This window comes from Neobacillus sp. K501, from assembly GCF_053749995.1.
This window is the reverse complement of sequence record NZ_JBSLYA010000001.1, coordinates 532,360-558,814: the sequence shown is the minus strand read 5'-3', so window position 1 is coordinate 558,814 and position 26,455 is coordinate 532,360. Positions and strand designations below refer to the sequence as shown.

Annotated in this window: 28 protein-coding genes; 20 read left to right on the top strand and 8 right to left on the bottom strand. The window is 37.2% G+C overall.

The features are described from left to right. Positions 1 to 7: 7 nt before the first annotated feature. The gene (locus ACWM35_RS02740) at positions 8 to 2,158 is read right to left on the bottom strand and encodes an AAA family ATPase (protein ID WP_454815235.1); all 2,151 of its coding nucleotides are present in this window, start codon (positions 2,156 to 2,158) and stop codon (positions 8 to 10) included. 194 nt (positions 2,159 to 2,352) lie between these two features. Here ACWM35_RS02740 and ACWM35_RS02735 point away from each other — a divergent pair, with 194 nt between their 5' ends. Next, positions 2,353 to 3,399, top strand: coding sequence for a YkvI family membrane protein (locus ACWM35_RS02735; RefSeq protein ID WP_454815233.1), 1,047 nt, complete (start codon positions 2,353 to 2,355; stop codon positions 3,397 to 3,399). 41 nt (positions 3,400 to 3,440) lie between these two features. Here ACWM35_RS02735 and ACWM35_RS02730 read toward each other — a convergent pair whose 3' ends face one another. Next, positions 3,441 to 4,052 (bottom strand): CPBP family intramembrane glutamic endopeptidase, encoded by a 612-nt coding sequence (locus ACWM35_RS02730; RefSeq protein ID WP_454815231.1) that lies wholly within the window; start codon positions 4,050 to 4,052, stop codon positions 3,441 to 3,443. A 146-nt stretch (positions 4,053 to 4,198) separates the two neighbouring features. On the opposite strand from ACWM35_RS02730, the gene ACWM35_RS02725 reads away from it, so the two are divergent. Continuing rightward, the gene (locus tag ACWM35_RS02725) at positions 4,199 to 4,318 is read left to right on the top strand and encodes a DUF6254 family protein (protein ID WP_454815229.1); all 120 of its coding nucleotides are present in this window, start codon (positions 4,199 to 4,201) and stop codon (positions 4,316 to 4,318) included. Between the two features lie 92 nt (positions 4,319 to 4,410). Here ACWM35_RS02725 and ACWM35_RS02720 read toward each other — a convergent pair whose 3' ends face one another. After that, a complete protein-coding gene (locus ACWM35_RS02720) occupies positions 4,411 to 4,599 on the bottom strand; it encodes a YkvS family protein (RefSeq protein ID WP_454815228.1) in 189 nt (62 codons plus the stop codon). Positions 4,600 to 4,816: 217 nt separating this feature from the next. On the opposite strand from ACWM35_RS02720, the gene ACWM35_RS02715 reads away from it, so the two are divergent. The 6 genes from ACWM35_RS02715 (at position 4,817) to ACWM35_RS02690 (ending at position 9,136) form a co-directional block, all read left to right on the top strand. Then, on the top strand, positions 4,817 to 5,011 hold the full coding sequence (locus ACWM35_RS02715) for a hypothetical protein (protein ID WP_454815226.1): 195 nt from the start codon (positions 4,817 to 4,819) through the stop codon (positions 5,009 to 5,011). A gap of 296 nt (positions 5,012 to 5,307) precedes the next feature. Further along, positions 5,308 to 5,574, top strand: coding sequence for a phosphocarrier protein HPr (locus tag ACWM35_RS02710; RefSeq protein WP_454815224.1), 267 nt, complete (start codon positions 5,308 to 5,310; stop codon positions 5,572 to 5,574). Then, entirely contained in the window at positions 5,574 to 7,286 is a 1,713-nt protein-coding gene (ptsP, locus tag ACWM35_RS02705; RefSeq protein ID WP_454815222.1) for a phosphoenolpyruvate--protein phosphotransferase, read from the top strand. Before ACWM35_RS02710 ends, ptsP begins: the two co-directional genes overlap by 1 nt. Positions 7,287 to 7,397: 111 nt before the next feature. Beyond that, entirely contained in the window at positions 7,398 to 7,871 is a 474-nt protein-coding gene (locus ACWM35_RS02700; protein ID WP_454815220.1) for a hypothetical protein, read from the top strand. Between the two features lie 138 nt (positions 7,872 to 8,009). Next, positions 8,010 to 8,888: an NAD(P)-dependent oxidoreductase gene (locus ACWM35_RS02695; RefSeq protein WP_454815218.1), complete on the top strand. Its 879-nt coding sequence runs from the start codon at positions 8,010 to 8,012 to the stop codon at positions 8,886 to 8,888. Between the two features lie 68 nt (positions 8,889 to 8,956). Then, positions 8,957 to 9,136 (top strand): hypothetical protein, encoded by a 180-nt coding sequence (locus ACWM35_RS02690; protein WP_454815216.1) that lies wholly within the window; start codon positions 8,957 to 8,959, stop codon positions 9,134 to 9,136. A 16-nt stretch (positions 9,137 to 9,152) separates the two neighbouring features. On the opposite strand, the gene ACWM35_RS02685 is transcribed toward ACWM35_RS02690, so the two are convergent. Together ACWM35_RS02685 and ACWM35_RS02680 are read right to left on the bottom strand one after the other, a co-directional pair. Next, complete coding sequence (locus tag ACWM35_RS02685) at positions 9,153 to 10,319, bottom strand: aminotransferase A (protein WP_454815214.1); 1,167 nt, start codon at positions 10,317 to 10,319, stop codon at positions 9,153 to 9,155. A 287-nt stretch (positions 10,320 to 10,606) separates the two neighbouring features. Then, positions 10,607 to 11,086, bottom strand: coding sequence for a YkyB family protein (locus ACWM35_RS02680; protein WP_454815212.1), 480 nt, complete (start codon positions 11,084 to 11,086; stop codon positions 10,607 to 10,609). Positions 11,087 to 11,323: 237 nt separating this feature from the next. Between ACWM35_RS02680 and ACWM35_RS02675 the strand changes: the two genes are divergently transcribed. Then, a complete protein-coding gene (locus ACWM35_RS02675) occupies positions 11,324 to 13,417 on the top strand; it encodes a sensor domain-containing protein (RefSeq protein WP_454815210.1) in 2,094 nt (697 codons plus the stop codon). A gap of 41 nt (positions 13,418 to 13,458) precedes the next feature. Here ACWM35_RS02675 and ACWM35_RS02670 read toward each other — a convergent pair whose 3' ends face one another. Then, positions 13,459 to 14,337 (bottom strand): metallophosphoesterase, encoded by an 879-nt coding sequence (locus ACWM35_RS02670; RefSeq protein ID WP_454815208.1) that lies wholly within the window; start codon positions 14,335 to 14,337, stop codon positions 13,459 to 13,461. Positions 14,338 to 14,512: 175 nt separating this feature from the next. Further along, positions 14,513 to 15,322 (bottom strand): C39 family peptidase, encoded by an 810-nt coding sequence (locus ACWM35_RS02665; protein WP_454815206.1) that lies wholly within the window; start codon positions 15,320 to 15,322, stop codon positions 14,513 to 14,515. A gap of 157 nt (positions 15,323 to 15,479) precedes the next feature. Here ACWM35_RS02665 and ACWM35_RS02660 point away from each other — a divergent pair, with 157 nt between their 5' ends. The 11 genes from ACWM35_RS02660 to ACWM35_RS02610 all read left to right on the top strand — a co-directional run bounded on the left by ACWM35_RS02660 (position 15,480) and on the right by ACWM35_RS02610 (position 24,740). Continuing rightward, complete coding sequence (locus tag ACWM35_RS02660) at positions 15,480 to 16,691, top strand: EAL-associated domain-containing protein (protein ID WP_454815204.1); 1,212 nt, start codon at positions 15,480 to 15,482, stop codon at positions 16,689 to 16,691. Between the two features lie 69 nt (positions 16,692 to 16,760). Beyond that, positions 16,761 to 16,997, top strand: a complete 237-nt coding sequence (locus ACWM35_RS02655; protein WP_454815202.1) for a hypothetical protein — start codon at positions 16,761 to 16,763, stop codon at positions 16,995 to 16,997. A gap of 227 nt (positions 16,998 to 17,224) precedes the next feature. After that, positions 17,225 to 17,461, top strand: coding sequence for a YkuJ family protein (locus tag ACWM35_RS02650; protein WP_045515459.1), 237 nt, complete (start codon positions 17,225 to 17,227; stop codon positions 17,459 to 17,461). Between the two features lie 112 nt (positions 17,462 to 17,573). Next, entirely contained in the window at positions 17,574 to 18,026 is a 453-nt protein-coding gene (cbpB, locus tag ACWM35_RS02645; protein ID WP_454815200.1) for a cyclic-di-AMP-binding protein CbpB, read from the top strand. 56 nt (positions 18,027 to 18,082) lie between these two features. Next, entirely contained in the window at positions 18,083 to 19,591 is a 1,509-nt protein-coding gene (locus tag ACWM35_RS02640) for an MDR family MFS transporter (RefSeq protein WP_454815198.1), read from the top strand. 92 nt (positions 19,592 to 19,683) lie between these two features. Beyond that, positions 19,684 to 20,559 (top strand): LysR family transcriptional regulator, encoded by an 876-nt coding sequence (locus ACWM35_RS02635; RefSeq protein WP_454815196.1) that lies wholly within the window; start codon positions 19,684 to 19,686, stop codon positions 20,557 to 20,559. A 76-nt stretch (positions 20,560 to 20,635) separates the two neighbouring features. Next, positions 20,636 to 21,346, top strand: coding sequence for a 2,3,4,5-tetrahydropyridine-2,6-dicarboxylate N-acetyltransferase (gene dapD / locus ACWM35_RS02630; RefSeq protein ID WP_454815195.1), 711 nt, complete (start codon positions 20,636 to 20,638; stop codon positions 21,344 to 21,346). A gap of 59 nt (positions 21,347 to 21,405) precedes the next feature. Further along, a complete protein-coding gene (locus ACWM35_RS02625; RefSeq protein WP_454815193.1) occupies positions 21,406 to 22,530 on the top strand; it encodes an N-acetyldiaminopimelate deacetylase in 1,125 nt (374 codons plus the stop codon). Continuing rightward, positions 22,527 to 22,976: a TlpA family protein disulfide reductase gene (locus ACWM35_RS02620; RefSeq protein ID WP_454815191.1), complete on the top strand. Its 450-nt coding sequence runs from the start codon at positions 22,527 to 22,529 to the stop codon at positions 22,974 to 22,976. Before ACWM35_RS02625 ends, ACWM35_RS02620 begins: the two co-directional genes overlap by 4 nt. Before the next feature lie 118 nt (positions 22,977 to 23,094). Further along, complete coding sequence (locus ACWM35_RS02615) at positions 23,095 to 24,009, top strand: DUF4349 domain-containing protein (RefSeq protein WP_454815189.1); 915 nt, start codon at positions 23,095 to 23,097, stop codon at positions 24,007 to 24,009. A 71-nt stretch (positions 24,010 to 24,080) separates the two neighbouring features. Continuing rightward, the gene (locus tag ACWM35_RS02610; protein ID WP_454815187.1) at positions 24,081 to 24,740 is read left to right on the top strand and encodes a potassium channel family protein; all 660 of its coding nucleotides are present in this window, start codon (positions 24,081 to 24,083) and stop codon (positions 24,738 to 24,740) included. Between the two features lie 45 nt (positions 24,741 to 24,785). On the opposite strand, the gene rnjA is transcribed toward ACWM35_RS02610, so the two are convergent. Beyond that, complete coding sequence (rnjA, locus tag ACWM35_RS02605; protein WP_454815185.1) at positions 24,786 to 26,453, bottom strand: ribonuclease J1; 1,668 nt, start codon at positions 26,451 to 26,453, stop codon at positions 24,786 to 24,788. Between the last annotated feature and the right edge of the window lie 2 nt (positions 26,454 to 26,455).

The following is a 26,455-nucleotide window of genomic DNA, read 5'->3' as shown; positions in this document are numbered from 1 at the left end:
AATAGATTTAATTAACATTGATTCTTTCAGCGGATACGGTTATTTGGCCGTTTTCGATTGTGACAGCTAACTGAGCAGCATTTGGGTCTTCGAGGATAGTATCAGCAATCTTATCTTCTAATTGTTCTTGTATCACCCTGCGGAGCGGGCGTGCACCAAAGGATGGATGGTAGCCAAGCTCAGTTAACTTTTCCTTAGCCTCAGTTGTTATAGTCATTTTAAGCTTTTGTTCTTTTAACGTTTCTTGTAATTCGGCAAGCATTAAATCCACAATCTGTATTAGATGTTCTTTCTCTAGTGATTGGAATTCAATAATACTGTCAAAACGATTTAGGAACTCTGGCTTAAAGAAGCTGCCTAATGAATCTAATATGCTTGCTTCCTCAATGGCTTCAGTCGTTCCAAACCCGACATGAACCGTTTTATGTCCGACTCCAGCATTGCTTGTCATAATAATAACAGTATCTTTAAAGCTAACAGTTCTTCCTTGACTGTCAGTTAGACGCCCATCTTCAAGAATTTGTAGGAACATATGTTGAACATCGGGATGAGCTTTTTCAATTTCATCCAAAAGAATGATGCTATATGGGTTTCTTCGGACTTTTTCAGTTAATTGTCCAGCTTCTTCATGTCCAACATAACCTGGTGGTGAACCAATTAATTTAGAAATACTGTGTTTTTCCATAAATTCACTCAAATCTAAACGAATCATAGAATCTTTTGTTCCAAATAATTCTTCTGCAAGCGTTTTGGTTAACTCGGTTTTACCAACACCTGTTGGACCTACAAATAAGAAAGATCCAATTGGGCGATTTTTAGGCTTCAAACCAGCTCTGCTGCGTCTAATCGCTTTTGCAACTTTATCAACCGCTTTTTCTTGACCGATTACCTTATTATTTAAATGTTCTTTCAGATTTTTTATCTTTAACTGCTCATCCTGCTGCAGTTTGCCGACCGGAATGCCAGTTTTTTGCTCAATGATTTTTTGAATATCTTCAACTGTCACTATCGGTCTTTCAAGATTTCTTTCAGTATTTAAGGCCTTTTCAAGTTTTGCTTCTTCATCCCGAAGACTAGCTGCCCTTTCATACTCCTCATTTTTAAGAGCTTTTTCCTTCTTTGCTGCTATTTCATTCAGACGATTTTCAATTTGTTCATGGCTAGTAGAATCTGTATTAAGATTTAATTTTGATCCTGCCTCATCAAGTAAATCAATCGCCTTATCTGGTAAGAAGCGGTCTTGAATATATCGCTGTGATAAATGTACACAGGCTTCAATAGCGTCATTAGAATAGCTTACTTCATGGAAATCCTCATATTTCTTTTGGATTCCTTTTAAGATTTCGATGGCTGCTTCTGTAGTAGGCTCTAACACGTGAACTGGTTGGAAGCGTCGTTCTAGAGCAGAATCTTTTTCAATTTGTCGATACTCTTTTAAGGTTGTGGCTCCAACTACTTGCAATTCTCCACGGGCTAGTGCAGGTTTTAATATGTTTCCTGCATCCATAGAACCTTCAGCAGAACCAGCACCAATTAATAAGTGAATCTCATCAATAAATAAAATAATATTCTTTCGTTCTTGCAGGTCAGCAATCAATTGCTTCATCCGTTCCTCAAACTGGCCGCGAATACCAGTATTTGCTACAAGCGATGCAACGTCAAGGAGATAAACCTCTTTGTTACGTAATTTACTTGGTACATCTCCTTCTGAAATTTTAATCGCTAGACCTTCCGCAATCGCGGTTTTACCTACACCGGGTTCACCAATTAACACCGGATTATTTTTATTTCTTCTATTTAATATCTCGATCACGCGCTTAACTTCATCATTTCGGCCAATAACAGGATCAAGCAGACCTGCTTTGGCTATTTGAGTTAAATTACGACCAAATTGATCAATAAAGCTGCCGCTATTTCGATGCATTTTTTGAGTGGGTTGGGGGCCATTTTCTTTTTGTTCGTAAGAATTCTTTGAGAAAAATAAGTCTTCAAATGAAAAACCTGGTAAAGCATTCATTGCTGGTCCAATTTTTCCTCCCATTGCAGACTTTTCTTTTACATAACAATCATGACAAAGTTTGATATCCTTACGTTGTCCATTGATGTTCAAGTTAAGTTGAACGTTAGCATGATTTTGTTGACATATTTGACAAAGCATTTAATATAACCTCCTCAATGATTGTAATTGTTTTGACTTTGACTATATTTGACCTTATGACCACAGTATACTCTGACCTTTTTTGACTTTCAAGTGATTTGTTCAGGGATTTTTTACCACAACTTTGAAAAAAATAAATAGCTCGTCTTTGTTTGTCTCTTTCCTCATATATTGATGGGAGAGGGGGAGATGAGGTGAAAAAGAATTGGTCAGCAGCTTTTCAAATCGCCGCGGTTTATGTGGGTACTGTTGTTGGCGCGGGATTTGCAACTGGAAGAGAAATCGTGGAGTTTTTTTCACGCTTTGGCTTCATCGGCTTTATCAGTATATTACTAAGCGGCTATCTCTTAATTGTGTTAGGTTCAAAATTAATGAGAATTGCAGCTCAAATAAATGCAGTCTCTTATCAGGAATTAAATACACACTTGTTTGGCAAGTGGGCAGGCCGGGGTATTAATATTATCATGTTGTTTATGCTTCTTGGAGTTAGCGCGGTAATGCTTGCTGGGGCCGGGGCAGTATTTGAAGAGCAACTAGGTCTATCAAAAAATTTAGGTGTGTTTATCACAATATTTTTATCCTTCCTCGTAATGATGATTGGAACAAGGGGATTATTTGCTGTAAATTCTTTTGTAGTCCCAATCATGATTTGCTTTAGTTTAATGTTAATGACGTTTTCCGTTAAGCAGGCTGATTTTATTGATCATTTATTATTCATACCCAACGCTCTAGATGGTTGGAAAGGGATATTAGCACCATTTTCATATACTGCATTAAACTTAGCGCTAGCCCAAGCAGTCCTTGTGCCGATAGCGAATGAGATTAAGGATGACTGGACGATCAAGTGGGGAGGTTTTTTGGGTGGGGCTGCATTGACAATCATACTTATTTCTAGCCATTTCACTCTAATCATGCTTCCTAATTTAGAGCTGTATGATATTCCAATGGCTATCATTATGAAACAAATGGCACCTTTTTTTTATTGGGTTTTTGTCCTTGTTATTTATGGAGAAATATTTACTTCCGTTATTGGTAATGTGTTTGGACTAGATCGCCAGTTAAAGCAATTTATGAACATCCCTACTCTCATTTCGATTTCAGCGATATTTTTTGTTTCGTACTTTATCAGCCTAGTTAATTATAGTGAATTGTTAGCTGTGCTGTACCCATTGTTCGGTTATATTAGTCTGGGCTTTTTTTTCCTATTATGGATAAAGCCAATGGACCGGCCTGTAAAATAATCAAAAGAAAAAGCATCAGTTCAGCGAGAACTGATGCTCTTTTATTTCAGCGGGATGATAAGAAAAATTAATATATCAAAAATAATATGTGAAACAATGACCAAGGGCATGCTCTTTTTCCATAAATAAAGGGCTCCCCAGATTGAACCCGAAATAAAGGCTGCAAGCATTAAGATAAAAGTACCAGAATAGATGTGGGCAGATGCATAGAGGATTGATCCACCGAAAATACTAGCCACTGGTCCAAGATAGCGCATCAGCCTCTTTTGAATAAAGCCGCGCCAAAACAATTCCTCTCCCGGTGCAGCTACTAAAATGAGGGCAAGATAGTGCCAAAATTGAGAGGGGGCAAACCATCGATATAGTTTGTTTATGGTTTTTTCAAACGGGAGATTAAATATTTCAATAACTTGAAAACCGAGCCAAAACAGCAAATATATCAATAAACCCGAGATTACGCCAAGTGATATGTATTTGAATAAGGCTGCTTCATCATCAACAGCTTCTTGAAACATCGCGAAGGTAATTAACACAAGGATTGACCCGGAAAAGATATACCAAAAAATCGCACGATCATGAAAAGTGAAATACATAAGGATATGTGCAATAACCAAACCCGCAATGAGGCGGAGGTCAAAAAAACGGTTCTGCAATTCAGTACCTCCTTTCTAAACATTAAAATTTATTTTAGCAAAAAAGCTTAATGGAAGGAAATCATTACATCACAGTTTAGACGGTTTTTAATAATAAGTTTGAAGAAAATGAAAAAAATATATAAATGGAAGGAGGATGATTAAAAATGAGTAAATCTCAACGTCAGTATGAACGAGAATGGACTGTTCGTAAACAAGACCAAAACCCTCACGGAAAAGTAAAATCTTTTAAGCAGCTTTCAAATGAAACGAAAAAAGATGAATGACGGCTTTCACGAACAGTTTTGCCAAAAGATAACTTTTTTTACTCAAAAAGAAAAGACAGTTCAGTGGCTGTCTTTTCTTGTACTCTATTAAATTAATAAGCGCTTTCTTTTATAATCTTATAATTTTTATGGTTAACAACTGTTCGCTGATCTAACTCTAAGTCACGGTAATTGTCCATATACGTTAGGTCGACTATGACGGAATTTTCATTTACTTTCTCAACAATCCCTAGTAAGCCACCGCGGAATTCAATAATATTCCCTACCTCTGCTTTTTTCAAATTAGTCTCACTCCCTTGACAAACTATTAATATCCATGTAAATAACAGTTTGCACTAATTTTCTAGATTCGTAAAGCCTTTTATATGACAATTAAGTTAATTCTTTATAAAAATTATCAAAAAAATGGAATCGTTTTCTTTTTTCTTTAAATATTAGACAGAAGCCAGGTCATTATTATACTTTATAATAATAAGCTATTAAGAGAGGTGCTCATTGGTGCAAGAACAATATGTAAATGAAATCTTAGATAAATTAATGAACGGAGAGCTTTCAGAGTATTACGTTAAGAATGAGGAGTTTATGGTATTTCGCCAAGTGTTGGTCAAGAGAACAGACTTTAAGCATTTTCGTGGAATTGCCCAGCGGAGTGGTGACGTCCTATATAAATACTTAAAAGAAGCAAGAAGCTAGGGATAATTTCGGGATAATTCGACTTTTTTATGAACTTTTTTATCAAAAATTTATTTCTTTGATTTTAATGCGCTTACATAAGTGTTTTTCAGTTGTCTGTAGTGTTTGAAAATGGTATCCTAGCAATTGTATAAAATTCAAATTATGCAATATTTCTTGTCTTTTTTACATACTCCACAGCTTTCGGGAAAAAATAACAATTAGTTCAGCCGTACTTTTTTCCTGATAAAAAGTTGTTTGGTAAATAAGTAAATAGTGACAAGTAACCCATTTAAACTAGAAGGAGTTTGATTATCATGGCGGTAAAACAATTTAAGGTAACAGCAGATACAGGGATTCATGCAAGACCAGCAACTCTATTAGTACAAACGGCTAGTAAATTTGATTCTGAAATCAACTTAGAATATAAAGGCAAAAAAGTGAATTTAAAATCTATTATGGGTGTTATGTCTTTAGGAATCGGACAAGGTGCTGATATTTCCATTTCTGCAGAAGGCAGTGACAGCGAAGAGGCATTAAGAAGCCTTGAAGAATTATTGAAAAAAGAAGGATTGGCAGAGTAATGACATTTTTACAGGGAATAGCGGCTTCAAATGGCATTGCCATTGCAAAAGCATATCGTTTAGTTGAACCAAATTTATCTTTTGAAAAGAAAACGATTGAAGATTCAGCTTCTGAGGTTGACCGTTTTCGTCGTGCAATGGAAACCTCGAAGTCAGAGCTAGAAGCAATCCGTGACCGGGCAAATACTGAGCTGGGAGCAGATAAAGCAGCAATCTTTGAAGCACATCTTCTAGTTTTAAGTGATCCTGAATTAACTGGGCCAATTGAAGATAAAATTCAATCTGAGAAAGTAAATGCAGAATCAGCCCTGAATGAAATTGCAGATATGTTTATCACGATGTTTGAGCAAATGGACAATGAATATATGAAAGAACGCGCAGCTGACATCCGTGATGTGACAAAACGTGTTCTAGCCCATTTGTTAAATGTTCAGTTAGTAAATCCCAGTATGATTGCCGAAGAGGTTATCATTGTTGCTGAGGACTTAACACCATCAGACACAGCACAGCTTAACCGTCAATTCGTAAAAGGTTTTACAACTGATATTGGTGGACGGACATCGCATTCTGCCATCATGGCACGTTCAATGGAAATTCCGGCAGTAGTAGGAACCAAGACTGCTACTGAAGAAATTAACAATGGTGACTTTGTCATTGTCGATGGGATTAAAGGTGAAGTCCATATTAATCCGACACCAGAACTCGTTGAACAATATCGAAAAACACATCAGGAATTTGAAGCTCAAAAAGCGGAATGGGCAAAGTTAGTCAATGAAAAAACGGTTTCTGCTGATGGTCATCATGTAGAGCTAGCAGCGAATATCGGTACTCCTAATGATTTAAAGGGTGTAATTGAAAATGGCGGCGAAGCAGTGGGTCTTTATAGAACAGAATTCCTCTATATGGGCCGCGACCAGCTCCCAACTGAGGAAGAACAATTCGATGCTTATAAAGCTGTTTTAGAAGGTATGAAGGGGAAACCAGTTGTTGTCCGCACATTAGATATTGGCGGCGACAAAGAACTTCCATATCTTCAACTGCCTAAAGAGCTTAACCCATTTTTAGGTTTCCGTGCGATTCGATTATGTTTAGAAGAACAAGAAATCTTCCGTACACAGCTTCGTGCACTCCTTAGAGCAAGCAGCTACGGTAATTTAAAAATTATGTTCCCAATGATTGCAACTTTAGATGAATTTAGAGAAGCGAAGGCCATTCTAGAGGATGAAAAACAAAAGCTTGTTTCTGAAGGGAATAAAATTTCTGACAAAATCGAATTAGGAATTATGGTAGAGATTCCATCAACTGCCGTATTAGCAGATCAATTTGCTAAAGAAGTAGATTTCTTTAGTATTGGAACCAACGACTTAATTCAATATACAATGGCTGCTGACCGTATGAATCAGCGTGTATCTTATCTCTATCAGCCTTATAGCCCATCGATTTTACGATTAGTCAAAATGGTGATTGATGCTGCCCACGCAGAGGGTAAATGGGCAGGTATGTGCGGAGAAATGGCTGGAGATGAAACGGCGATTCCTCTTCTTCTCGGACTTGGTTTAGACGAATTCTCAATGAGTGCCACGTCAATTTTAAAAGCACGTTCACAAATTAAGAATTTGAAGAAATCTGATATGGAGAAGCTTGCAGCACAAGTACTCAATATGCAAACAACGGAACAAGTAATTGAAGCCGTTAAAGAAGCAACTAAATAACACTTCTATGTAAAGAGACAGAATGAAACTTTCTGTCTCTTTTTTATATCTTTGGCTACGTTTATTACCAGAATTTTTTGGTTATGGTAGAAGCATAAAGGAGTGTTCGATATGCAGAGGAAGACAAGGTGGATTGTAATATGTGTCAGCGTAATCATTTTAATGTCGTCTATCACTGGATGTGGATTCCCAATTTCAAAGGAATTGATTGTCAATCGTTATGCAGACGCCTTATTAACCAAAAATAATGAACTTCAATTTCGCTTTCGGATTAATAACGAATTTTTGGAAAACTATGACCTGTATAAAGTGAAAGTTACGATTCATGATGATAAGTTAGCTGCTGCGATGGGGAAAAGAGAAATTATTTATGGAGAAGAACAGGTTCTTAACGGAGAATATGTAGAGGTAGAAGAGAAAAGTGAGAAATATATCTTTATGGAGCCAATCCGCTTAGTAGAGGATTTACACATCCATGAACTTCAAGAGATGATAGAAAAAAATAATGCTGTCTCAATTGAAATCTATAATGATCAAGAGGTTTTTGGAAGAGTGTATTTAACAAATTTTTCTTCTGAACTCTAATAATTATAGCATTTACTGGACATGCTAAAAAGGTGCATAAATTGGAGATTGAGCACAAACCCGGAATGCTATTGGTTCCGGTTTTTTTGTGTTTTGGATTATAATGAGAGACAAATAGGTAAAGGTGGATTGATTCGGTTGCTTACTCCAGAAAATACAATAATTGGCTTTATTGGGACAGGCGTAATGGGAAAAAGTATGGCAGGTCATTTAATGAAGGCGGGATTTCCTTTGATCATCTACACAAGAACAAAGGAAAAAGCTTCGGAACTAATAGACAATGGGGCTCAATGGGCGGAGACTCTTGAAGAATTAGCGGCAAAGGCAAATGTTATTTTTACTATGGTTGGTTACCCCGAGGATGTGAAACAAATTTACTTGGGAGCAAATGGAATCCTTGAAACCGTAAAAGCAGGAAGCTATGTTATTGATATGACAACTTCTGCTCCAACGCTAGCAGAGAAAATATTTGAAATTGCGAAGGAGAAGGGTATTCATGCAATTGATGCACCTGTTTCAGGTGGAGATATTGGGGCAAGAGATGCGAAACTATCTATTATGGTTGGAGGTGTAGAGGAAGACTTTGATAGAGTAAAACCGCTTCTTGAAAGGCTAGGAACAAATATTGTTTTTCAAGGAAAGGCAGGAAGTGGTCAGCATACGAAAATGTGTAATCAAATTGCCATCGCTTCCAATATGATTGGTGTTTGTGAGGCCATTGTCTACGCTGAAAAGGCCGGATTAAATCCGAATACAGTTTTAAAAAGCATTACATCAGGTGCAGCAGGAAGCTGGTCTTTGAGCAATCTTGCTCCTAGAATGTTAGCAGAAAACTTTGAACCGGGATTTTACATTAAACATTTTATTAAGGATATGAAAATTGCCTTAGATGAGGCAGAAAATATGCAAATGGAAGTGCCTGGTCTGGCTCTGGCAAAATCCCTTTATGAACAGCTGGCTGAAAAGGGAGAAGAGGATAGCGGCACCCAAGCGCTTTATAAATACTGGAAGGATTAATATATACCTTGAATAAATTTCTTTTCAATTCAAAAACTAGTGAAGAAATTGAATTGGGAGGAATTTTAATGGCAAAACGGACCAAAAAGAACGATCCACAGCAAAAAAACAAAAAGGGATTTGATTCTTCGAAACTAAATGAAGAATTTGCTCATGAAATGGGATCGGCTGCAACGAATAAAATTCATAAAGATAAAGCAAAAAAAGAAAAGGCGCCGAAAAATAACGGTCAATATAATGGTCAATAAACGGTCACCCTCACTTTTAGCAGTGAGGGTGACTGTCATTTTGAAAATAATGTTCCATGCGGTTTAGTCCTAATGTTAAGGTTTCCATAGAGCAAGCAAAGGATAGGCGGAAATAACCTTCACCGTAGTCTGAAAAGGCACTACCCGGTACGACAGCCACTTTTGCTTGATGCACTAAATCTAGTGCAAAATCAAAACTATTCGATGGGAAGGATGGAGGGATTTTTACAAAGAAATAAAAGGCTCCGTCAGGCTTCACTACATCTAATCCCATTGAAGTTAAACGCTGAAAGACATATTCGCGTCTTAATTGATATTCTCGTTTCATCGGAAGAGCATCATCGATCCCGCTGGTTAATGCCTCTAAAGCGGCATATTGGGCAATCGAATTTGCACATGAAACATTGTATTGATGCACTTTAATAATATGTTTAGAAATGTTCTCAGGTGCAAATAACAAACCAATACGCCAGCCTGTCATGGAATGAGATTTAGATAAACCATTAATGACGATCGTTTTCTCTTTAATGAAGGATGCAATCGACACATGTGGTTGGTCATAAAGTAACTCACTGTATATTTCATCTGCAAGAATAAAAATATCTTTGTTCTTTAGGTAATTTGCGATTTCCTTCAACTCTTGTTCTGTCAGACTTACCCCAGTCGGGTTCGAAGGATAGGGCAGAACAATACAACGGGTATTTTCTGTTATGTAAGGTTGTATCGTTTCCAGTGTAAAACGGAATTGATTTTCTCTTATATCCACATAAACGGGTTTTGCACCACACATTCGGATAATCGGCTCATAGCCTGGATAAATCGGCCCTGGTAGAATGACTTCCGTTCCAGGTGCCAGGATTGTTCGAAAAGCAATATCAATCGCTTCGCTTGCCCCCACCGTTACAATTACTTCTGTCTCTGGATTATAATTAAGATTATATTTTTGAGCGACAAATTGACTGGCAGCCTTTCGAAGTTCGATGGTGCCAGCATTATGAGTATAGGTAGTTAAATTTTTCTCAATTGCCTCAATTCCTGCTTGTTTGACATGGTCAGGTGTCGGGAAATCAGGCTGTCCGATTGTCAAGGAAATGACATCCTCGATATGTGAAACCATATTATAAAATCTTCTAATTCCTGAAACCTCTATGTCTGTTACCGTTTTATTCACTAGGTGTTCCACGCTTTTCATCCCTCCATAATACTGATTATATACAGAACTTTATAAAGATAAAAGCCGGATAGTCCGGCTTTGTTACAGGAAAAGAAAGAAATCTAGACTTCGAGAATTGTCCAGCTCCACAAGAGTAAGCTTCGAAAGCGGTACCTCGCACGAAATAAAAGCGTTAGCTTTTATGAGGAGCGCCTAGGGGCTCGGGTCATAAGCCAAACCGTCAAGAAGGTTAAAAAGCAACCTTCTCGCCGGCTCGTCTTATGCCTGTCGCCCCTGACCAAGGCGCTTCCGCTTTTCTACGTATATCTTTCTCCAAGTTTTTTGAAAATTGGCTTTTGATAAGCACGCTGATTTCTTCGATTATTTGAGGGGGGGTTTTCGAATTCAGAAATCCCTGTATAGGCTTGTAAAACCATTTTAGCATGATTGAGTGAAAACGAGGATTTAGGATTTCTCATACTTCCATCCAATTTCCCCAAATGAGGAAGTTCTTCGAAATCAAGCTTTGTTGGTGGAATATGAAAAGTATACCGCCCGCATTCGACAAGAACATCGGATTGCTGCTGGCTATTTCGAGGATTTTGAGAAAAATGGAGTCCAATTTTTTTCGCTTTTCCTTCTGCAATTAAATTTTTTAATGATTCATGCTTTAATTTATATAGGTATTTGGGGTTGGTTGCTGTTTTGGCATGGCGATTCACAATAAAGAGAGCTTGTGAGAGGTTATCAATTGTTAGCTTTCCGTGTATGTGGGGAGGTTTTCGATCGTGATTCAAAATATGTTCTCCTTTCTCTGGTTAAACATCAAAAGGTATATAAATATTTTCCTTTAGATGCTCTAGGTAATAAAATTATTTTGTAGTAAGATAGTAAATAGAGATATTTTAGTGAAATAATCATTATTTTCTATAAATTCTTTTTCTTTCTTATTATATAATTGTAAAATAGAAATACAAGAAAGTAAAAACATTATTGTAAAAAAAGAGAATTTTTTACGTTTAAAGGATGATAACATGGAGCATTTCAATAGTGTTCTAGCTAATGAACTGACAGTAGGACAAGTTAGCAGTAAGATTCAGAAAATTATTTTTGATATTATTTTCCAACATGTTCAAGATATGGTCTATGTTATGAAGGTAGAAAAAGGGCCAACTTTTCGATATTTATTTGCTAATGAGGCGGGTTTTAAAAAAGCAAATCTTTCTTTGGATGCCATTGGAAAAACAATGGATGAGGTACTGCCTTATGATTTTGCCGTTAATTTAAAAAAGAACTATGAAAAATTATTGAAGAAAAGAGAAATTATTTCTTTTGATGATGTTTTCTATTTTGATGATGGTAGAAAAGTTTATGGTGAGTCAATATTAACTCCTATATTTAGCGGTAATAATTCTATTCGCTATGTAGTAGCCATCACGAGGGATGTTACACAATGGTCGTTAGAAAAGAATAGGATTATTGAAAGCGAACAGCGTTATCGCTCCATTGTGAATAATAATTTAGATGCCATCCTCTCGATAAGTCTTGATGGGAAAATACTCGAAGCCAATCCTGCAGCTGCCTTGATGACAGGCTATTCTGAAAAGCAGATGATAAACCGGTCTATTTATGACTTGATTAATGATTATGAATTAGAAGATTTTAAAAATCAAATAGAAAAAACATGCACTGGTTATGCTTTAGAAACACTGGATTGTAAAATTATACATAGCAAGGGGCAACTGCTCACTGTTCATTTAAAAACCATCCCGATTGTAATCCATGGTGAAATAACAGGGGTCTATGTAATAGGTAAGGATCTTTCCGAACAAGCTAAAAATATGGAAACAATAAAATTTATGGCATTTCATGATCAATTAACAGGATTGTTAAATAGAAGGGCATTGCTAGAACACTTAAATGAACAGATTAATAAGCCTGTTGAAAATGAGTTTGCATTGATTTCCATTGATCTTGATCGTTTTAAATATTTAAATGACACACTGGGGCACCTAGCTGGCGATGAAATACTTAAGCGAGTTGCTGATCGCTTAAGTCAATTCCAAACAGAAAATTGTCTTGTTTATCGCCAAGGCGGGGATGAATTTACTATTCTTCTGTTTAATGCGAATCGTGAGGGGACAGTGAAATTTGTCCAAAAGATATACTCACAGTTTGTTCAATCATTTTATTTTAACTCCCAAGAGTATTATATTTCACCTAGCATTGGAATTAGCATGTATCCAAATGATGGTAAGGATGCGGAAATGCTGATAAAAAATGCGGATGAGGCTTTATTTAGGGTTAAAGAAAAAGGAAAAGCACATTATCAATTTTATAGGTCTGACATGAACCCTGTGTTAAGTAATGTTGTTACATTAGAAACACATCTTCGTAAAGCAATTGACCGTAATGAATTTATTCTATATTTTCAGCCGCAAATAAATATAAAAAATGAAGAAGCAAAAAGCTTTGAGGCACTTCTTCGCTGGAAAAATAACGAATTGGGTTTTATCACTCCAAGTGTTTTCATCCCACTCGCTGAAGATACTGGATTAATTATCTCAATCGGAAATTGGGTAATAGAAAAGACTTGTGAACAGATTAGAAAATGGAATCAACAAGGTTATAAAGAAATTCGAATTGCTATTAACATCTCTCAAAAACAATTTCAACAGCATAATCTTGTAGATTTTATCAGATCTATGATTGAAAAATACCAGATTTCGCCAACCTCTTTAGAAATTGAAATAACGGAAGGTTCGATGCATGATGCTAAGGAAACGCTGCCAATTCTAAAAAAACTAAAAGAATTAGGAATTACGATTTCAGTAGATGATTTTGGTACAGGATATTCCTCGCTGAATTATCTAAAACAATTTCCAATTGATGTGTTAAAAGTGGACCGTTCCTTTATTAGAGATATTTTAGTGGATGAAAAGGCAGCTGCTATTACCTCTACGATTATTCATTTGGGGAAAAGTCTAGGTTTAGAAGTCATTGCTGAGGGAGTAGAGAATAAGAGTCAGGTTGAATTTCTGTTAAAAGCAAACTGTCATAAAATCCAGGGTTATTATTATTCTCAACCTATTCCAGCCGAGGAATTAGAGAAAAGGTATTTTTCATAGGGCAATAAAAAAATCCTTATCATTTTATGATAAGGATTTTTTTAATTTAAGGCCACTTGTTTCAAGGTAAATACCGTTAATTCAGGTTTTGCCATAAAGCGGAAGGGGAGACGAGTGGTTCCGATCCCCCTATTTACATATAGAGACAGGGGGTTATTTTCACCAATTGAATATAGTCCTTCAGGATAGTTTTGAGCATATGGAGGAATGACGAGTGCACCTACAAATGGAATTTTCACCTGGCCGCCATGGCTATGTCCACTAAGCTGCCACTGGATTTGATAGGTAAATGCCTCATCAGCCACATCTGGGGCATGGGACAGGAGCATTTTAAATGCTTCGCTTGGTACTTGTTTTTGAGCTAGATCAAGGTTGGGCCTTCCAAGCATGTGATCGTCAATTCCAATTAAGTAAATCTTGCTGCCATCATTTTGGATGATTGGACGGGATTCGTTTAATAGTACGGTAAAATTTGAAAGTTCCATAAGATTTCTATAAATGTCAGAACCATAGCCGCCGTGGTCATGATTGCCGAAAACGCAATATTTTCCTAATGGGGGATTTAACTCCTGCAGAATTGGGACAATTTTATGAATCTCTGCAAATTTATTTGGCTCGTCCATCAAGTCGCCTGTAAAAAAAATTAAATCAGGCTGAAGCTGGTTAATCTTCTTAATCAAGGTTTTAAACTGCTTTACGGTATAGTGGAACCCGAGATGGGTATCGCTGAACTGGACAATTTTTATTCCATCAAAGCTAAGGGGAATAGAGGGGTGCCTAATATCAAGTGCATTAATTTCAAGTAGTGAAGGTTCGATTCGATTGGCGTATAAGTATCCTCCTGAGCTAAGCCCGAGGATGGTAAGAATTGAACCAAAGGCAGTTTTCAGAAACGTTCTCCTTTTTATTGTTTTAGGCATTATTATTCTACCAACCTTTTTTTAAATGTTTTTTATATTCACTGGTATTTTCTTTAAAAATGATCGATAAAGCAAGTGATAACCTTTTTTGGATTTTTTACAAGCTCTTAATAGTTATTATTCAAAGGTTGGTCGTTTCATGCAAAAAAGAACAGCACTGTGGCTGTTCTTTGTATCAGCGATAGCTTACTGCTCTGCTTTGCAAAGCTTTCCAAGATGCGATAAATCTTTCCTTTTCTACTTTAACTTGTTTTCTCCCTGAGAGTGGATCATTTAAATAGACAAAATTTGCGTCATAACCTACGAGAACTACCGCGTGTAAATCAAGTGGAGTCTTTATCAACTGCTGGCCGTGTGACCAAGACTCCCAGCGGTCCGGAAGGCGATAATCACCTGTTGTCCAAACAACTACTGGATATCCTGCGGAAACATGTTCTAAAACGCGTTCAAAGGGTTGGTTCGTTAAATTTATAGCACGGCCAGGGAGTTTTTGATTTATCAGCTCAATCATTGGCCCATCAAACACAGCATAACCTGCTTGCCTTCCTGTCATGTCTCCTACAAAGCCATCAGCTGGATTTCCCCAGCTGATAATATCGCCGTTTGCGGCTCTGCTAATTGGGTCTTGGTCTTTTTTTATTAATTGGTACAGCTCCATTTTATTGGTATTGGCACCGGCATAATTCAATACCATCGCAAGGCTCGTCACTTCGCACCCATATTTCAATTCGGGGTTTTGTCTAATTAAGATTACATCTAGCATGGCTGAATCCTTTTTGGCAATAACGGTTTCTTGACTAGTCTTGTTTAATGACTCAGCTTGAGGTTTATTGAGGGTTTTTGTAATTTTAGGCTTCGGTACTTGCTCATACGTTTCTAAATAGCTTGTTCTATTTTGATTTTGGTGCTTAGTTAGCACCTCAGTATCATTAGAACTACATCCAAACAGTGGAAGGATTGAAGCTAATAAGCAAAGTTTGTTCAAAACTCTTCCTCCTAACATATGGACTTGAAGATAGTATTCATTTGTTTGAAAAGCACTATAATGGTATTCTTTTGCCAAAGAACAAGTAATGCAAGTTGAACGTATTGTATATTAGGGTATGGTATAATGAGGAAAAATCTTTCTGGAGGGTACTTGAATGGATGCATTGGATATCCTAACGGATCTTGAAAATGTCATTCCTTATTTTCAACCAATTATTAGTGCAGATGAACAGCGCGTCATTGCCTATGAGGTATTGGGAAGATATAGGTCAGCAGGCAATATTATTAGTCTTGGCCCATTTTTTCATGATGATCAAATTCCTGATGAATATAAGTATGAAGTGGATCAGTTATTAGTACAAAAAGCATTGGAAAAAGCATTCGATCTTGAAGAGGATGTAAGCATTTATTTGAATCGCGATGCAAATTTGCTCATGTATCGGCACGGAGAGCCATTTTTACAAGAACTATTGGCTTTTGAAAAGCGTGGCATGAATTTAAGTCGGATTGTCTTAGAAATCTCTGAGGGAAATTATCAGGGTGATTTTGATCAACTAGATCACTTATTGCAATACTATCGGACATATGGTTTAAAAGTAGCGATTGCAAGTATTGATAGTGAGACAAATTTTTTTGAACGAATTGGTCAGCTAAAACCAGAAATCATAAAGATTAATTTACAAACATTAAAATCAAATGGAAATGGGAATAACTTCACGGATGTTTTATTCTCACTCTCACTGTTAGCAAGAAAAATTGGTGCCACACTCCTATTTGAAAATATTGAAATGAGCTATCAACTCCAATTTGCCTGGAAAAATGGCGGTAGATATTATCAAGGGTTTTATCTCCATAAGCCGGCACCGGAGTTTATTAACAGGCAATTATTAATGGAACGCTTAAAGGGAAAATTTCATGAATTTATTGCTTATGAGAAGAAAAAACTTGAAGCCATTTACACGGCAGCTGAATTTTTTCAAACGAAAGTACAGGATATTGTTGTGAAGAACCGAAAAGCTGACTACGAAGAACTTTTACTGTCTTTGGCCAAAGAGATGGATCAAATTGCCTTTCGGATGTATGTTTGTGACGAAGATGGTTTTCAAAAGTCAGCGAATATTTTTAAAGGGAAAAATGGCTGGCAAACACAAGAAGAATACATCGATAAAAATTGGAGCTGGCGTCCTTATTTCTTAGAAAATATTATCAAGATGAGGAATGAGCGCAAAGGAATATTGTCTGATTTATATAGCGATATCGAAACGGGAGAAACAATCCGAACATTTTCATTTCCTTTAAACGGCAACGATTATTTATTTATGGATATCTCGTACCAGTATTTATTTGATCATGACCAGTTGTTATAACTTCAATTGTATAGAATGGTTCCTGAAGTGGAAATTTAATAAAAAACTTCGTTAAAGGAGAATTCACGGATGAACCTGCTTGTTAATGTCCTTTCCATTGTTATTTTTGGAATTTTAGCGGTTTCGCTTATCTCAACTTGGTCTCTTGCCAGAAAACAAAAAGCGGTTGAGGGGGAAATTGATACACAAATCCCTAAGCATGTTCAGGAACATGTCTACATGAGAAATCCAATTTTTTTAGCTTATATCATTTTTTTTGCCTTAGTTTTATTTATCATCCTTTTTGTAGCTATTACTTTTTATTAATAGGTCTCAACTTTAGGCCTATTTTTACGGAAAAAATGGCTTTGAAAGAAAAAAGTTGCCATTTTCTTCATTTTTGCTTGGACAAATGCGTTCGGTTATTTTATTCTTTTAATATTGGCATATTCCGAACGGAAGAGTTTCTGGAAAAAATCCATGTGGATAGAAATATGCCAAAAGAGAAACATAATAGTAGAAAGTTTGCTTGTGTTTGAAAGGAGACGGAGCATATGTCACAGCTTCAAGGTATATTAACCCGGTTAAAAAACCTTCAGGAACAATCTAATGGAGGAGAACCGGCACAACGCTATTTCGAAGTAAATGGCGAAAGAAAATGTCAGGTAACATTTCATCCAAAAACCGAAACATTTGAATTGGAAATATATAATGAAAAGGAAAAGCCAAAGCGTTACCAATTTGACAACGTAGATATGATAACAATTGAAATTTTTGATTTAATTCAATAGGGACCTTCTCAGGTTCCTTTTTTTCATCAATTCGATTTGTTTAATAAACCAGTTCACCGAAAACTATGATAGAATATACATGTGTTAAAACAAAATTGAGGAGTTTTCGGCGATGATTAGTCTTCACAATGATGAATTTTTGCAAATAGATATTCGTAAATTGATGATTCCATCTGAGCGGGTTGCACATGTACAAATTGGAAATAATTTAGAACACGCTTTGTTGGTGTTAACTAAAAGCGGTTACACGGCTATCCCGGTTTTAGACCCAAATTATAAATTACATGGGTTAATAAGTACGCCAATTATTATGGACTCCATTCTTGGGTTAGAGAGAATTGAATTCGAAAAGCTGGAAATGAAGCGCGTTGAGGAAGTAATGAATAAATCAGTCCCACGTGTGAAAATTACTGCTTCTTTGGATACCTGCCTAAAGCTCCTGGTGAACCATCCGTTTCTATGTGTTGATACAGAGGAAGGATATTTTGAAGGTATATTGCCCCGAAGTACTTTGCTTAGGCAGTTAAATAAAGTTATTAGCACAATAAGTAATATTGATCGTTAAGGCTCCCTAATTGGGGGCTGTATTATTTTTATTTGAGGATAGTAGAAGGTGTAATTATGGATGTTGTGATAAATAGTAAGCAAACTAAGCAAACAAAAAGGCCATTTGTTCTGGCGGCAGTTATGCTTGCCATGTTTATGGGGGCGATCGAAGCAACGATTGTTTCCACTGCGATGCCAGCGATTGTTGCAGATTTAGGAGGGTTCACTCTATATAGCTGGGTGTTTTCAGCCTATTTATTAATGAATGCGGTAACGGTTTTAATTTATGGAAAGCTTTCGGATTTGTTCGGGAGAAAACCGGTCCTCCTTTTTGGTATAACCGTTTTTTTAATAGGATCGATACTATGTGGGTTTGCAACCTCAATGAAGACCCTCATCATTTTTCGATTAATTCAAGGCTTTGGTGCCGGAGCTGTCATGCCGATTGCAACGACCATTGTGGGAGATATTTACTCTGCCGAGGAAAGAGCAAAAGTTCAAGGCTATTTATCAAGTGTATGGGGCATATCTGCTATCACGGGACCAGCGGTGGGGGGGTTACTTGTTCAGTATGTTAGCTGGAAATATGTGTTTTGGATTAATATTCCGCTTGGGATATTCTCTATGATTGGTCTCATTCTTTATCTACATGAAAATATTGAAAAGAAAAAGCATGAAATTGATTACATTGGAGCGCTATTATTAACGGTATCCATCTCCTCCTTAATGTTCGTCCTCGTTGAAGGGGGAGGAAGATGGTCTTGGGGTTCCTGGCAGGTATTCTCCTTATTTGCCTTGTTTACCATTACGATAATTGGATTTGTCTTTCAAGAGGGACGGGCCAAGGAACCGGTTATGCCCTTTAATATATGGAAAGAACGCTCGATATTTATCGCAAATATAACTTCATTAACTACTGGGATTATGTTAATTGGTATATCTAGCTTTCTTCCAACCTTCGTTCAAGGGGTTATGGAACAATCCCCGATTATTGCCGGGTTTACATTAACAACGATGTCCATCGGTTGGCCGATTGCATCAACAATGTCTGGGAAGATGCTGATATCGGTGGGATACCGCAAAACCCTGCTGATTGGTGGAGTTGCCTTAATTCTTGGAAGTATTGTTTTTACGACGATGTCAGCCACTTCTGGGCCCCTCTGGGCAGCAGTTGGTTCATTTATTGTAGGGATTGGTATGGGATTAACGTCCACAGCCTTTATTGTCTCTATCCAAGCTACTGTTAGCTGGGAGCAAAGGGGGATTGCAACAGCCGCTAATATGTTTATGCGCAATCTCGGGAACACGATTGGAGCGGCTTTGCTAGGTGGTATCCTTAATAATCGTCTAGCGGGCTATTTAGATGAACATTCCGGACAAGCGACTCAAAAGCTTACCATTGATTCAGCCAATCTATTATTAAATGAGGATGAACGGGCAAATCTTCCCGAATTAGTAAGAGGTATCCTCCAGGATGGATTGACGATGTCCCTACATTGGGTCTATTACGGTGTCCTTGTTTTTTCAATTGTAAGTTTGGTCCTGATCTATTTTACCCCTAAGAAAGAAACTGGCTCTGCATAAAAGCAGAGCTATTTCTGTGTTTTTTAATGAAATAATTCAATCTTCTCTATATAATAAAAAGGAAATTGAAAAACATAAAAAGGTGGATGCTTTTGTCTTCATTGTCAGAATTTCAGTTACTCTCTGTATTAGCTCAGGAAATGAATATGCGCAAAGCATCAGAAAGGCTTTTTGTATCTCAGCCAGCACTGTCCCAACGGCTTCAAACCATTGAAAAAGACTGGGGAACAAAATTATTCATTCGTTCTCAAAAAGGATTGGCGCTGACTCCGGCTGGAGAGCTGGTCATTCAATTTGTTAATGACATACTTACGAAAGAGGAAAAGGTGAGAGAAGCCATTCACTCCCAGCAAGCAGGTGTGTCAGGGACCTTAAAAATTGCTGTTGCATCCATTGTTGGTCAAAATTGGCTTCCAAAAGTATTAAAAAAGTATATTGATACATACCCACAAGCGAAAATCTCACTCGTCACAGGTTGGAGCAGTGATATATTAAAAAGTCTATATGATGACCAGGTTCATATCGGGATTATTCGAGGTGCTCCTGATTGGAAAGGAGTAAAATTAAAACTTTTCAGTGATCCGCTATTTCTTGTAGACAGAGTTATTACAAGTCCAGAGCAGGTGCTAATTACCGACCGTCCCTTTATTCAATTTAGGAGCGATTCGAATTATTATCAAGAAATCCAAGATTGGTGGATGCGACAGTTTAAGACGTCACCGAAAAGAACAATCGTAGTGGATCAAATTGAAACATGTAAGCAAATGACCTTTAATGGCTTAGGCTATTCGATTCTACCGGGTATTACCCTAAATAATACTGAAAAGGAAATCTATAAGATTCCATTACTAGATGAACATGGAACCCCATTGAAACGTGATACTTGGCTTTTGGGTTATGAGTCTTCATTTCAGCTAAAGCAGGTACAAGCGTTTGTAGACTTAATTAAAGAACATAGCGGAGAATAATCTATTTTTCTTGTTTTCAGAACCTTTGTTTGATAAAGTAAATTTTAATTACAAAGTTATGGAGGTACATAATATTATGACAATGATGGATGCAAATGAAATTATTTCTTTTATTCAAAATGCCAAAAAATCAACTCCTGTAAAGGTATATGTTAAAGGAGATTTAGAGGGAATAAATTTTGGTGAAAATGCTAAGACCTTTATTAATGGAAACACAGGCGTTGTTTTCGGGGAATGGTCCGAAATTAATCCTGCCATAGAAGCAAACCAAGGAAAAATTGAAGATTATGTGATTGAAAATGATAGACGTAATTCTGCTATTCCTTTGTTAAATACGAAAAATATTAATGCGCGAATTGAACCAGGCGTCATTATTCGTGACCAAGTTGAAATTGGTGATAATGCCGTTATTATGATGGGAGCAGTTATCAATATTGGTGCGGTAATCGGAGAAAAAACCATGATCGATATGGGTGTTGTTCTTGGAGGAAGAGCAACTGTCGGGAAGAATTGTCATATTGGGGCTGGTACTGTGTTGGCAGGAGTTATCGAACCGCCATCCGCAAAGCCTGTTATCGTGGAAGATGATGTTGTAATTGGTGCAAATGCTGTAGTGCTTGAGGGAGTTACCGTTGGAGAAGGGGCAGTCGTTGCAGCAGGTGCGGTTGTCATTGACGATGTTGCTCCATATACAGTTGTTGCGGGAACACCGGCCAGAAAAATTAAAGATATTGACGAGAAGACAAAATCAAAAACAGAAATTAAGCAAGAACTTCGACAGCTATAAATATATGGAGGAAGCGTAGGGACATTCCTGCGCTTCCTTTTTAGAAAAGGAGTCTATCGATGAACCCTTATGTGAAAATCCGTCGTGATCTTCATCAAATACCTGAATTAGGATTTCAGGAATATAAAACCCAAGCCTATTTATTATCCTATCTTGAAACATTGCCACAAAATCGTCTCACAATCAAAAAATGGAAAACAGGTTTGTTTGTTAAAATTCATGGGACAAATCCAAGGAAAACAATTGGATATCGTTCCGATATTGATGGCCTGCCTATTTCAGAAGAAACAGGATTGGACTTTCCGTCGACACATCCGAATCAAATGCATGCTTGCGGCCATGATTTTCATATGAGTATTGCCCTAGGGGTCATTACACATTTCATTAATAATCCGATTTGTGATAACCTTTTATTTTTATTTCAACCAGCTGAAGAAGGTCCAGGTGGGGCAGAACCAATGTTGAAAACAGATATCATGAAGGAATGGAAACCTGATGAAATATACTCACTCCATATTGCACCGGAATATCCTGTAGGAACAATCGCCCTTAAAGAAGGATTGCTTTTTGCCAATACATCAGAACTTTTTATTGATTTAAAAGGGAAGGGTGGACATGCTGCGTACCCTCATCAAACAAATGATATGGTCATTGCAGCATGTACACTTGTCAATCAATTACAGACCATTGTTTCGCGCAATGTCGATCCGCTCGATAGTGCTGTTATCACCATTGGGAAAATTACTGGAGGAACGGTACAAAACATTATTGCAGAAAGAGCTAGACTAGAAGGGACGATCCGCTCACTTTCAGCAGAATCAATGAAAAAGGTAAAACATCGAATTGAGTGTTTAGCAAAAGGAATCGAGGCTGGTTTTGAATGTGAAGTCATGATTGATTATGGTTCGATGTATCATCAAGTGTACAATGATTCGCAAATAACGAGAGAATTTATTCAATATGTCGAGACAGAAGCAATTGTGAATGTAGTAGAATGTAAAGAAGCGATGACCGGGGAAGATTTTGGTTATATGCTTAAGGAAATTCCTGGCTTGATGTTTTGGCTTGGAGTGGATTCATCTTATGGACTGCATCACGCGAAATTAAATCCAAAAGAAGAGGCCATTGAAGTAGCCATCAATCTTCTTACTAGTTACTTGACTAATCGGGGGAATATCGGATGAAATTACGTGAACCAATGCCAGAATTGGCTGGTGCAACGGAATGGCTAAATGGTGAAGTGAGAAAAGAGGATCTAGTAGGCAATAAACCGACTTTGATTCATTTCTGGTCAGTCAGCTGCTATTTATGTAAAAAAGCAATGCCTCAGGTCAATCAATTCCGTGATGACTATAAAGATAAATTAAATGTGATTGCTGTTCATATGCCAAGGACAGAAGAAGATTTAAATCTTGAGCAGATTAAAAAAGATGCAATAGAGTATGGAATTATTCAGCCCATTTTTGTGGACAGTGAGCACAAATTAACAGAAGCCTTTGAAAATCAATATGTACCTGCATACTATATATTTGATCGTGAAGGTAAACTGCGTCACTTCCAAGCAGGTGGCAGTGGAATGAAAATGCTTGAAAAGCGTGTTAACCGTGTCCTAGAAGAAAAAGTAGAATAAAAAACGAGAAAAGACTGTTCGTATTTATTTACGAGCAGTTTTTTTGTGGGATTGTAACCATCTTCCAATGGTATCGTCAATATAATTATAGGGGTAAAAATTAAAAGGGGTGTCGATAGTGAAGAAATTTGTTAAGATATTTGTTCCTCTCATGATGGTTGCAATATTATTTTTGATATCGGCTTGTAGTTCGAATAGTAATACTGAAAATGCAAAAATGAGTGCTGATAAGAGTACGGAAATGAATTCTGCATCATCAGGTGGACAAGATAGCAAAGCTTCTCTTTCAAATGAAGCGGCAAAAACGGAACAAAGGAGTGCAACAGATATAAAGATACCGAATCAAATGGTCATTTATCAAGCAGATTTACAATTACGCGTGAAAAAGTTTGAACAAACCTTACAAAAAATAGAGGAGCAAGTACTTAAGTATGGCGGTTATATTGCACAGTCTAATGTAATAAAGGAAGGGAAAGAACAGGTGAGTGGTACAATTACGATCCGTGTTCCCCAAACTCATTTCCAGGCCTTTCTATATGATGCAGAAGGCCAAGCTGCTGAAGTTCTCGGGCGGAATATAAATGGGACAGACGTTACCGAAGAATATGTTGATCTTGAATCAAGAATAAAGTCAAAAAGGGTGGTGGAAGAGCGACTTACTTCATTTATGCAATCAGCCACGAAAACAGAAGACTTATTAAAGATTTCTTCCGACCTTGCAGCTGTCCAGGAGGAAATTGAAATGATTCAAGGAAGAATGAAGTATTTAGAAAATCAAACCTCCTTATCGACGATAACGATTACCTTATATGAAAATAAGGTCATCGTTCCAGAGCTTGAAGAGGATGACCTAAATACATGGGAAAAGACGAAAAAGCAGTTCATGAAAAGTACAAATATGCTGTTAGCTGCCCTCTCCGGAATTGTCGTGTTTGTTTTAGGTAATTTACCAATTATCATAATAATAGCTGTTATAGCCGTTGGCATATATTTTTATCTAAGAAAATTTCGAAATAGAAATAGTGGTGAATAAACAGGCTATTTGCAACTATATTGGATATGCTAAAATGAAAATGGTTAATTGATTATCCTGGGGGAATTGTAGTGAAAAAGAATTTTGCAGTAATTGGACTTGGCCGGTTTGGCGGCAGTATTTGCCGCACGTTATCTGAAGAAGGATTTGAAGTACTGGCTATTGATAAAAATGAAGAAAGAGTAAATGAGTTTGCAATGATTGCATCCCACGCTGCTGTGGGAGATACAACGGATGAGGCTGTTTTAAAAAGCCTTGGAATTCGCAATTTTGACCATGTCATTGTCGCTATCGGTGATGATATCCAATCTAGTATATTAACAACGCTAATTCTAAAGGAGCTCGGTGTCACTCATATTACCGTTAAGGCACAAAATGATTACCATGAAAAAGTCCTCTTGAAAATTGGGGCGGATAAGGTAGTTCACCCTGAAAGAGATATGGGAAGAAGAATTGCTCATAATATGTCTTCTAGCAGTGTTCTCGATTATTTAGAGCTTTCAGATGAACATAGTATCGTAGAAATTGTTGCCAATGGAAAAATTGGAGGACACACGATCATTGATTTAGACATTCGAAAGAAATATGGATTAAACATAGTAGCAATCAAAAGAGGCTTGGATATCATAGTTTCTCCTAAACCAAATGAGGAGCTGCGAGCAAATGATGTGTTAATTGTCATTGGTACAGACGATGATATCGATCGCTTCGAGAAAAAGGTTATGCAATAAGAAAAAGAGGAAGCGCCATCAACGAGACGCTTCCTCTTTTCATTATTAGACTTCCATAATTATCGGCAGAATCATTGGTCTGCGCTTTGTTTTTTCGTAAAGGAATGGTGCTAACGTATCAGTAATTTCATTTTTAATTTCTGACCATTGGCTAGTTTTTCTTTCCATCACTTTATTTAAATGCTTGGTGATAAGGTTTTGAGCATCATTGATTAAATCACCAGATTCCCTCATGTAAACAAAGCCTCTTGAAATAAGATCAGGACCAGATGCTATTTTGAAGTCTTTCATATTAATACTTACAACGACAACGACTAAGCCTTCTTCAGAAAGGATTCGACGGTCACGTAAAACGATATTTCCGATATCACCAACACCACTTCCGTCAATATACACTGAACCAGAAGGGATTTTCCCAGCTACTTGCGCACTGTTTTCAGAAAGAGCTAAAACTTCACCATTATCCATGATAAAACAATTTTCTTCTTCGACACCACAGTCTACTGCAAGCTTTGCATGCATTCTTTGCATCCTGTATTCACCGTGAATTGGCATGAAGAACTTAGGTTTGATTAAACGAAGCATAAGCTTTTGTTCTTCTTGTCCACCATGACCAGAGGTATGAATATTACTTAGTTTACCGTGAATGACTTCCGCACCCGCTCTAAACAGCATATTGATTGTGCGGCTTACACTAATGGTGTTCCCAGGAATAGGGGATGAAGAAAACACAACCGTATCACCAGGGATAATTTGAATTTGTCTATGTGTACCATTGGCAATTCTTGATAAAGCGGCCATCGGTTCGCCTTGACTGCCTGTACAAAGTATCGTAACTTTGTCAGCAGGTAGACGGTTAATTTGATTTGCTTCAATAAACGTTTCTTTTGGTGCGGTAATATAGCCTAACTCTAAGCCAATATTTATTGCAGCTTCCATGCTTCGGCCAAAAACGGCAACCTTTCTTCCGTTGGCTACTGCAGCCTCAACCACTTGTTGAAGCCTGTGAATATTAGAGGCAAACGTCGCAAAAATAATGCGGCCATCCACTTTTCGGAAAATATCATCAATGCTTTCACCGACACGGCGCTCTGACATTGTAAATTCAGGCATTTCACTATTTGTACTATCAGAAAGTAAACATAGAACGCCTTCTTTTCCGATTTCTGCCATCTTTGTTAAGTTTGCAGGTTCTCCTACTGGAGTAAAGTCAAATTTAAAGTCACCTGTATGAACAACTTGTCCAGGAGGCGTCTTGACAACAATTCCATAGGAATCTGGAATACTATGGGTGGTTCTAAAGAAACTTACAGATGTTTTACGGAATTTAATGATATCATCTTCTTTAATCTCAATAAGCTTCGCAGTTCGTAATAAGCCGTGTTCTTCCAGCTTGTTTTTAATAAGTCCTAAGGCAAGCTTACCGCCATAAATCGGAATATTAATCTCACGTAACAAATAAGGAATACCACCAATATGATCTTCATGACCGTGAGTGATAAATAATCCTTTAATCTTTTCTTCATTTTTTACTAAATAGGTGTAATCAGGAATAACATAATCTATCCCTAATAGTTCGTCCTCAGGGAATTTTATCCCCGCATCAATTAGGATGATCTCATCCTGAAATTGAACTGCATACGTGTTTTTGCCGATTTCGCCTAAACCGCCAAGGGCGAACACTGCAGTTTGATCATTTTTAACAAATTTCATAA

Coding starts and splice junctions, on each gene's coding strand:
- ACWM35_RS02740 (WP_454815235.1), bottom strand. CDS start 2,158: ATGCTTTGTCAAATATGTCAACAAAATCATGCTAACGTTCAACTTAAC.
- ACWM35_RS02725 (WP_454815229.1), top strand. CDS start 4,199: ATGAGTAAATCTCAACGTCAGTATGAACGAGAATGGACTGTTCGTAAA.
- ACWM35_RS02710 (WP_454815224.1), top strand. CDS start 5,308: ATGGCGGTAAAACAATTTAAGGTAACAGCAGATACAGGGATTCATGCA.
- ptsP (WP_454815222.1), top strand. CDS start 5,574: ATGACATTTTTACAGGGAATAGCGGCTTCAAATGGCATTGCCATTGCA.
- ACWM35_RS02700 (WP_454815220.1), top strand. CDS start 7,398: ATGCAGAGGAAGACAAGGTGGATTGTAATATGTGTCAGCGTAATCATT.
- ACWM35_RS02690 (WP_454815216.1), top strand. CDS start 8,957: ATGGCAAAACGGACCAAAAAGAACGATCCACAGCAAAAAAACAAAAAG.
- ACWM35_RS02675 (WP_454815210.1), top strand. CDS start 11,324: ATGGAGCATTTCAATAGTGTTCTAGCTAATGAACTGACAGTAGGACAA.
- ACWM35_RS02670 (WP_454815208.1), bottom strand. CDS start 14,337: ATGCCTAAAACAATAAAAAGGAGAACGTTTCTGAAAACTGCCTTTGGT.
- ACWM35_RS02660 (WP_454815204.1), top strand. CDS start 15,480: ATGGATGCATTGGATATCCTAACGGATCTTGAAAATGTCATTCCTTAT.
- ACWM35_RS02655 (WP_454815202.1), top strand. CDS start 16,761: ATGAACCTGCTTGTTAATGTCCTTTCCATTGTTATTTTTGGAATTTTA.
- ACWM35_RS02650 (WP_045515459.1), top strand. CDS start 17,225: ATGTCACAGCTTCAAGGTATATTAACCCGGTTAAAAAACCTTCAGGAA.
- cbpB (WP_454815200.1), top strand. CDS start 17,574: ATGATTAGTCTTCACAATGATGAATTTTTGCAAATAGATATTCGTAAA.
- ACWM35_RS02640 (WP_454815198.1), top strand. CDS start 18,083: ATGGATGTTGTGATAAATAGTAAGCAAACTAAGCAAACAAAAAGGCCA.
- dapD (WP_454815195.1), top strand. CDS start 20,636: ATGACAATGATGGATGCAAATGAAATTATTTCTTTTATTCAAAATGCC.
- ACWM35_RS02625 (WP_454815193.1), top strand. CDS start 21,406: ATGAACCCTTATGTGAAAATCCGTCGTGATCTTCATCAAATACCTGAA.
- ACWM35_RS02620 (WP_454815191.1), top strand. CDS start 22,527: ATGAAATTACGTGAACCAATGCCAGAATTGGCTGGTGCAACGGAATGG.
- rnjA (WP_454815185.1), bottom strand. CDS start 26,453: ATGAAATTTGTTAAAAATGATCAAACTGCAGTGTTCGCCCTTGGCGGT.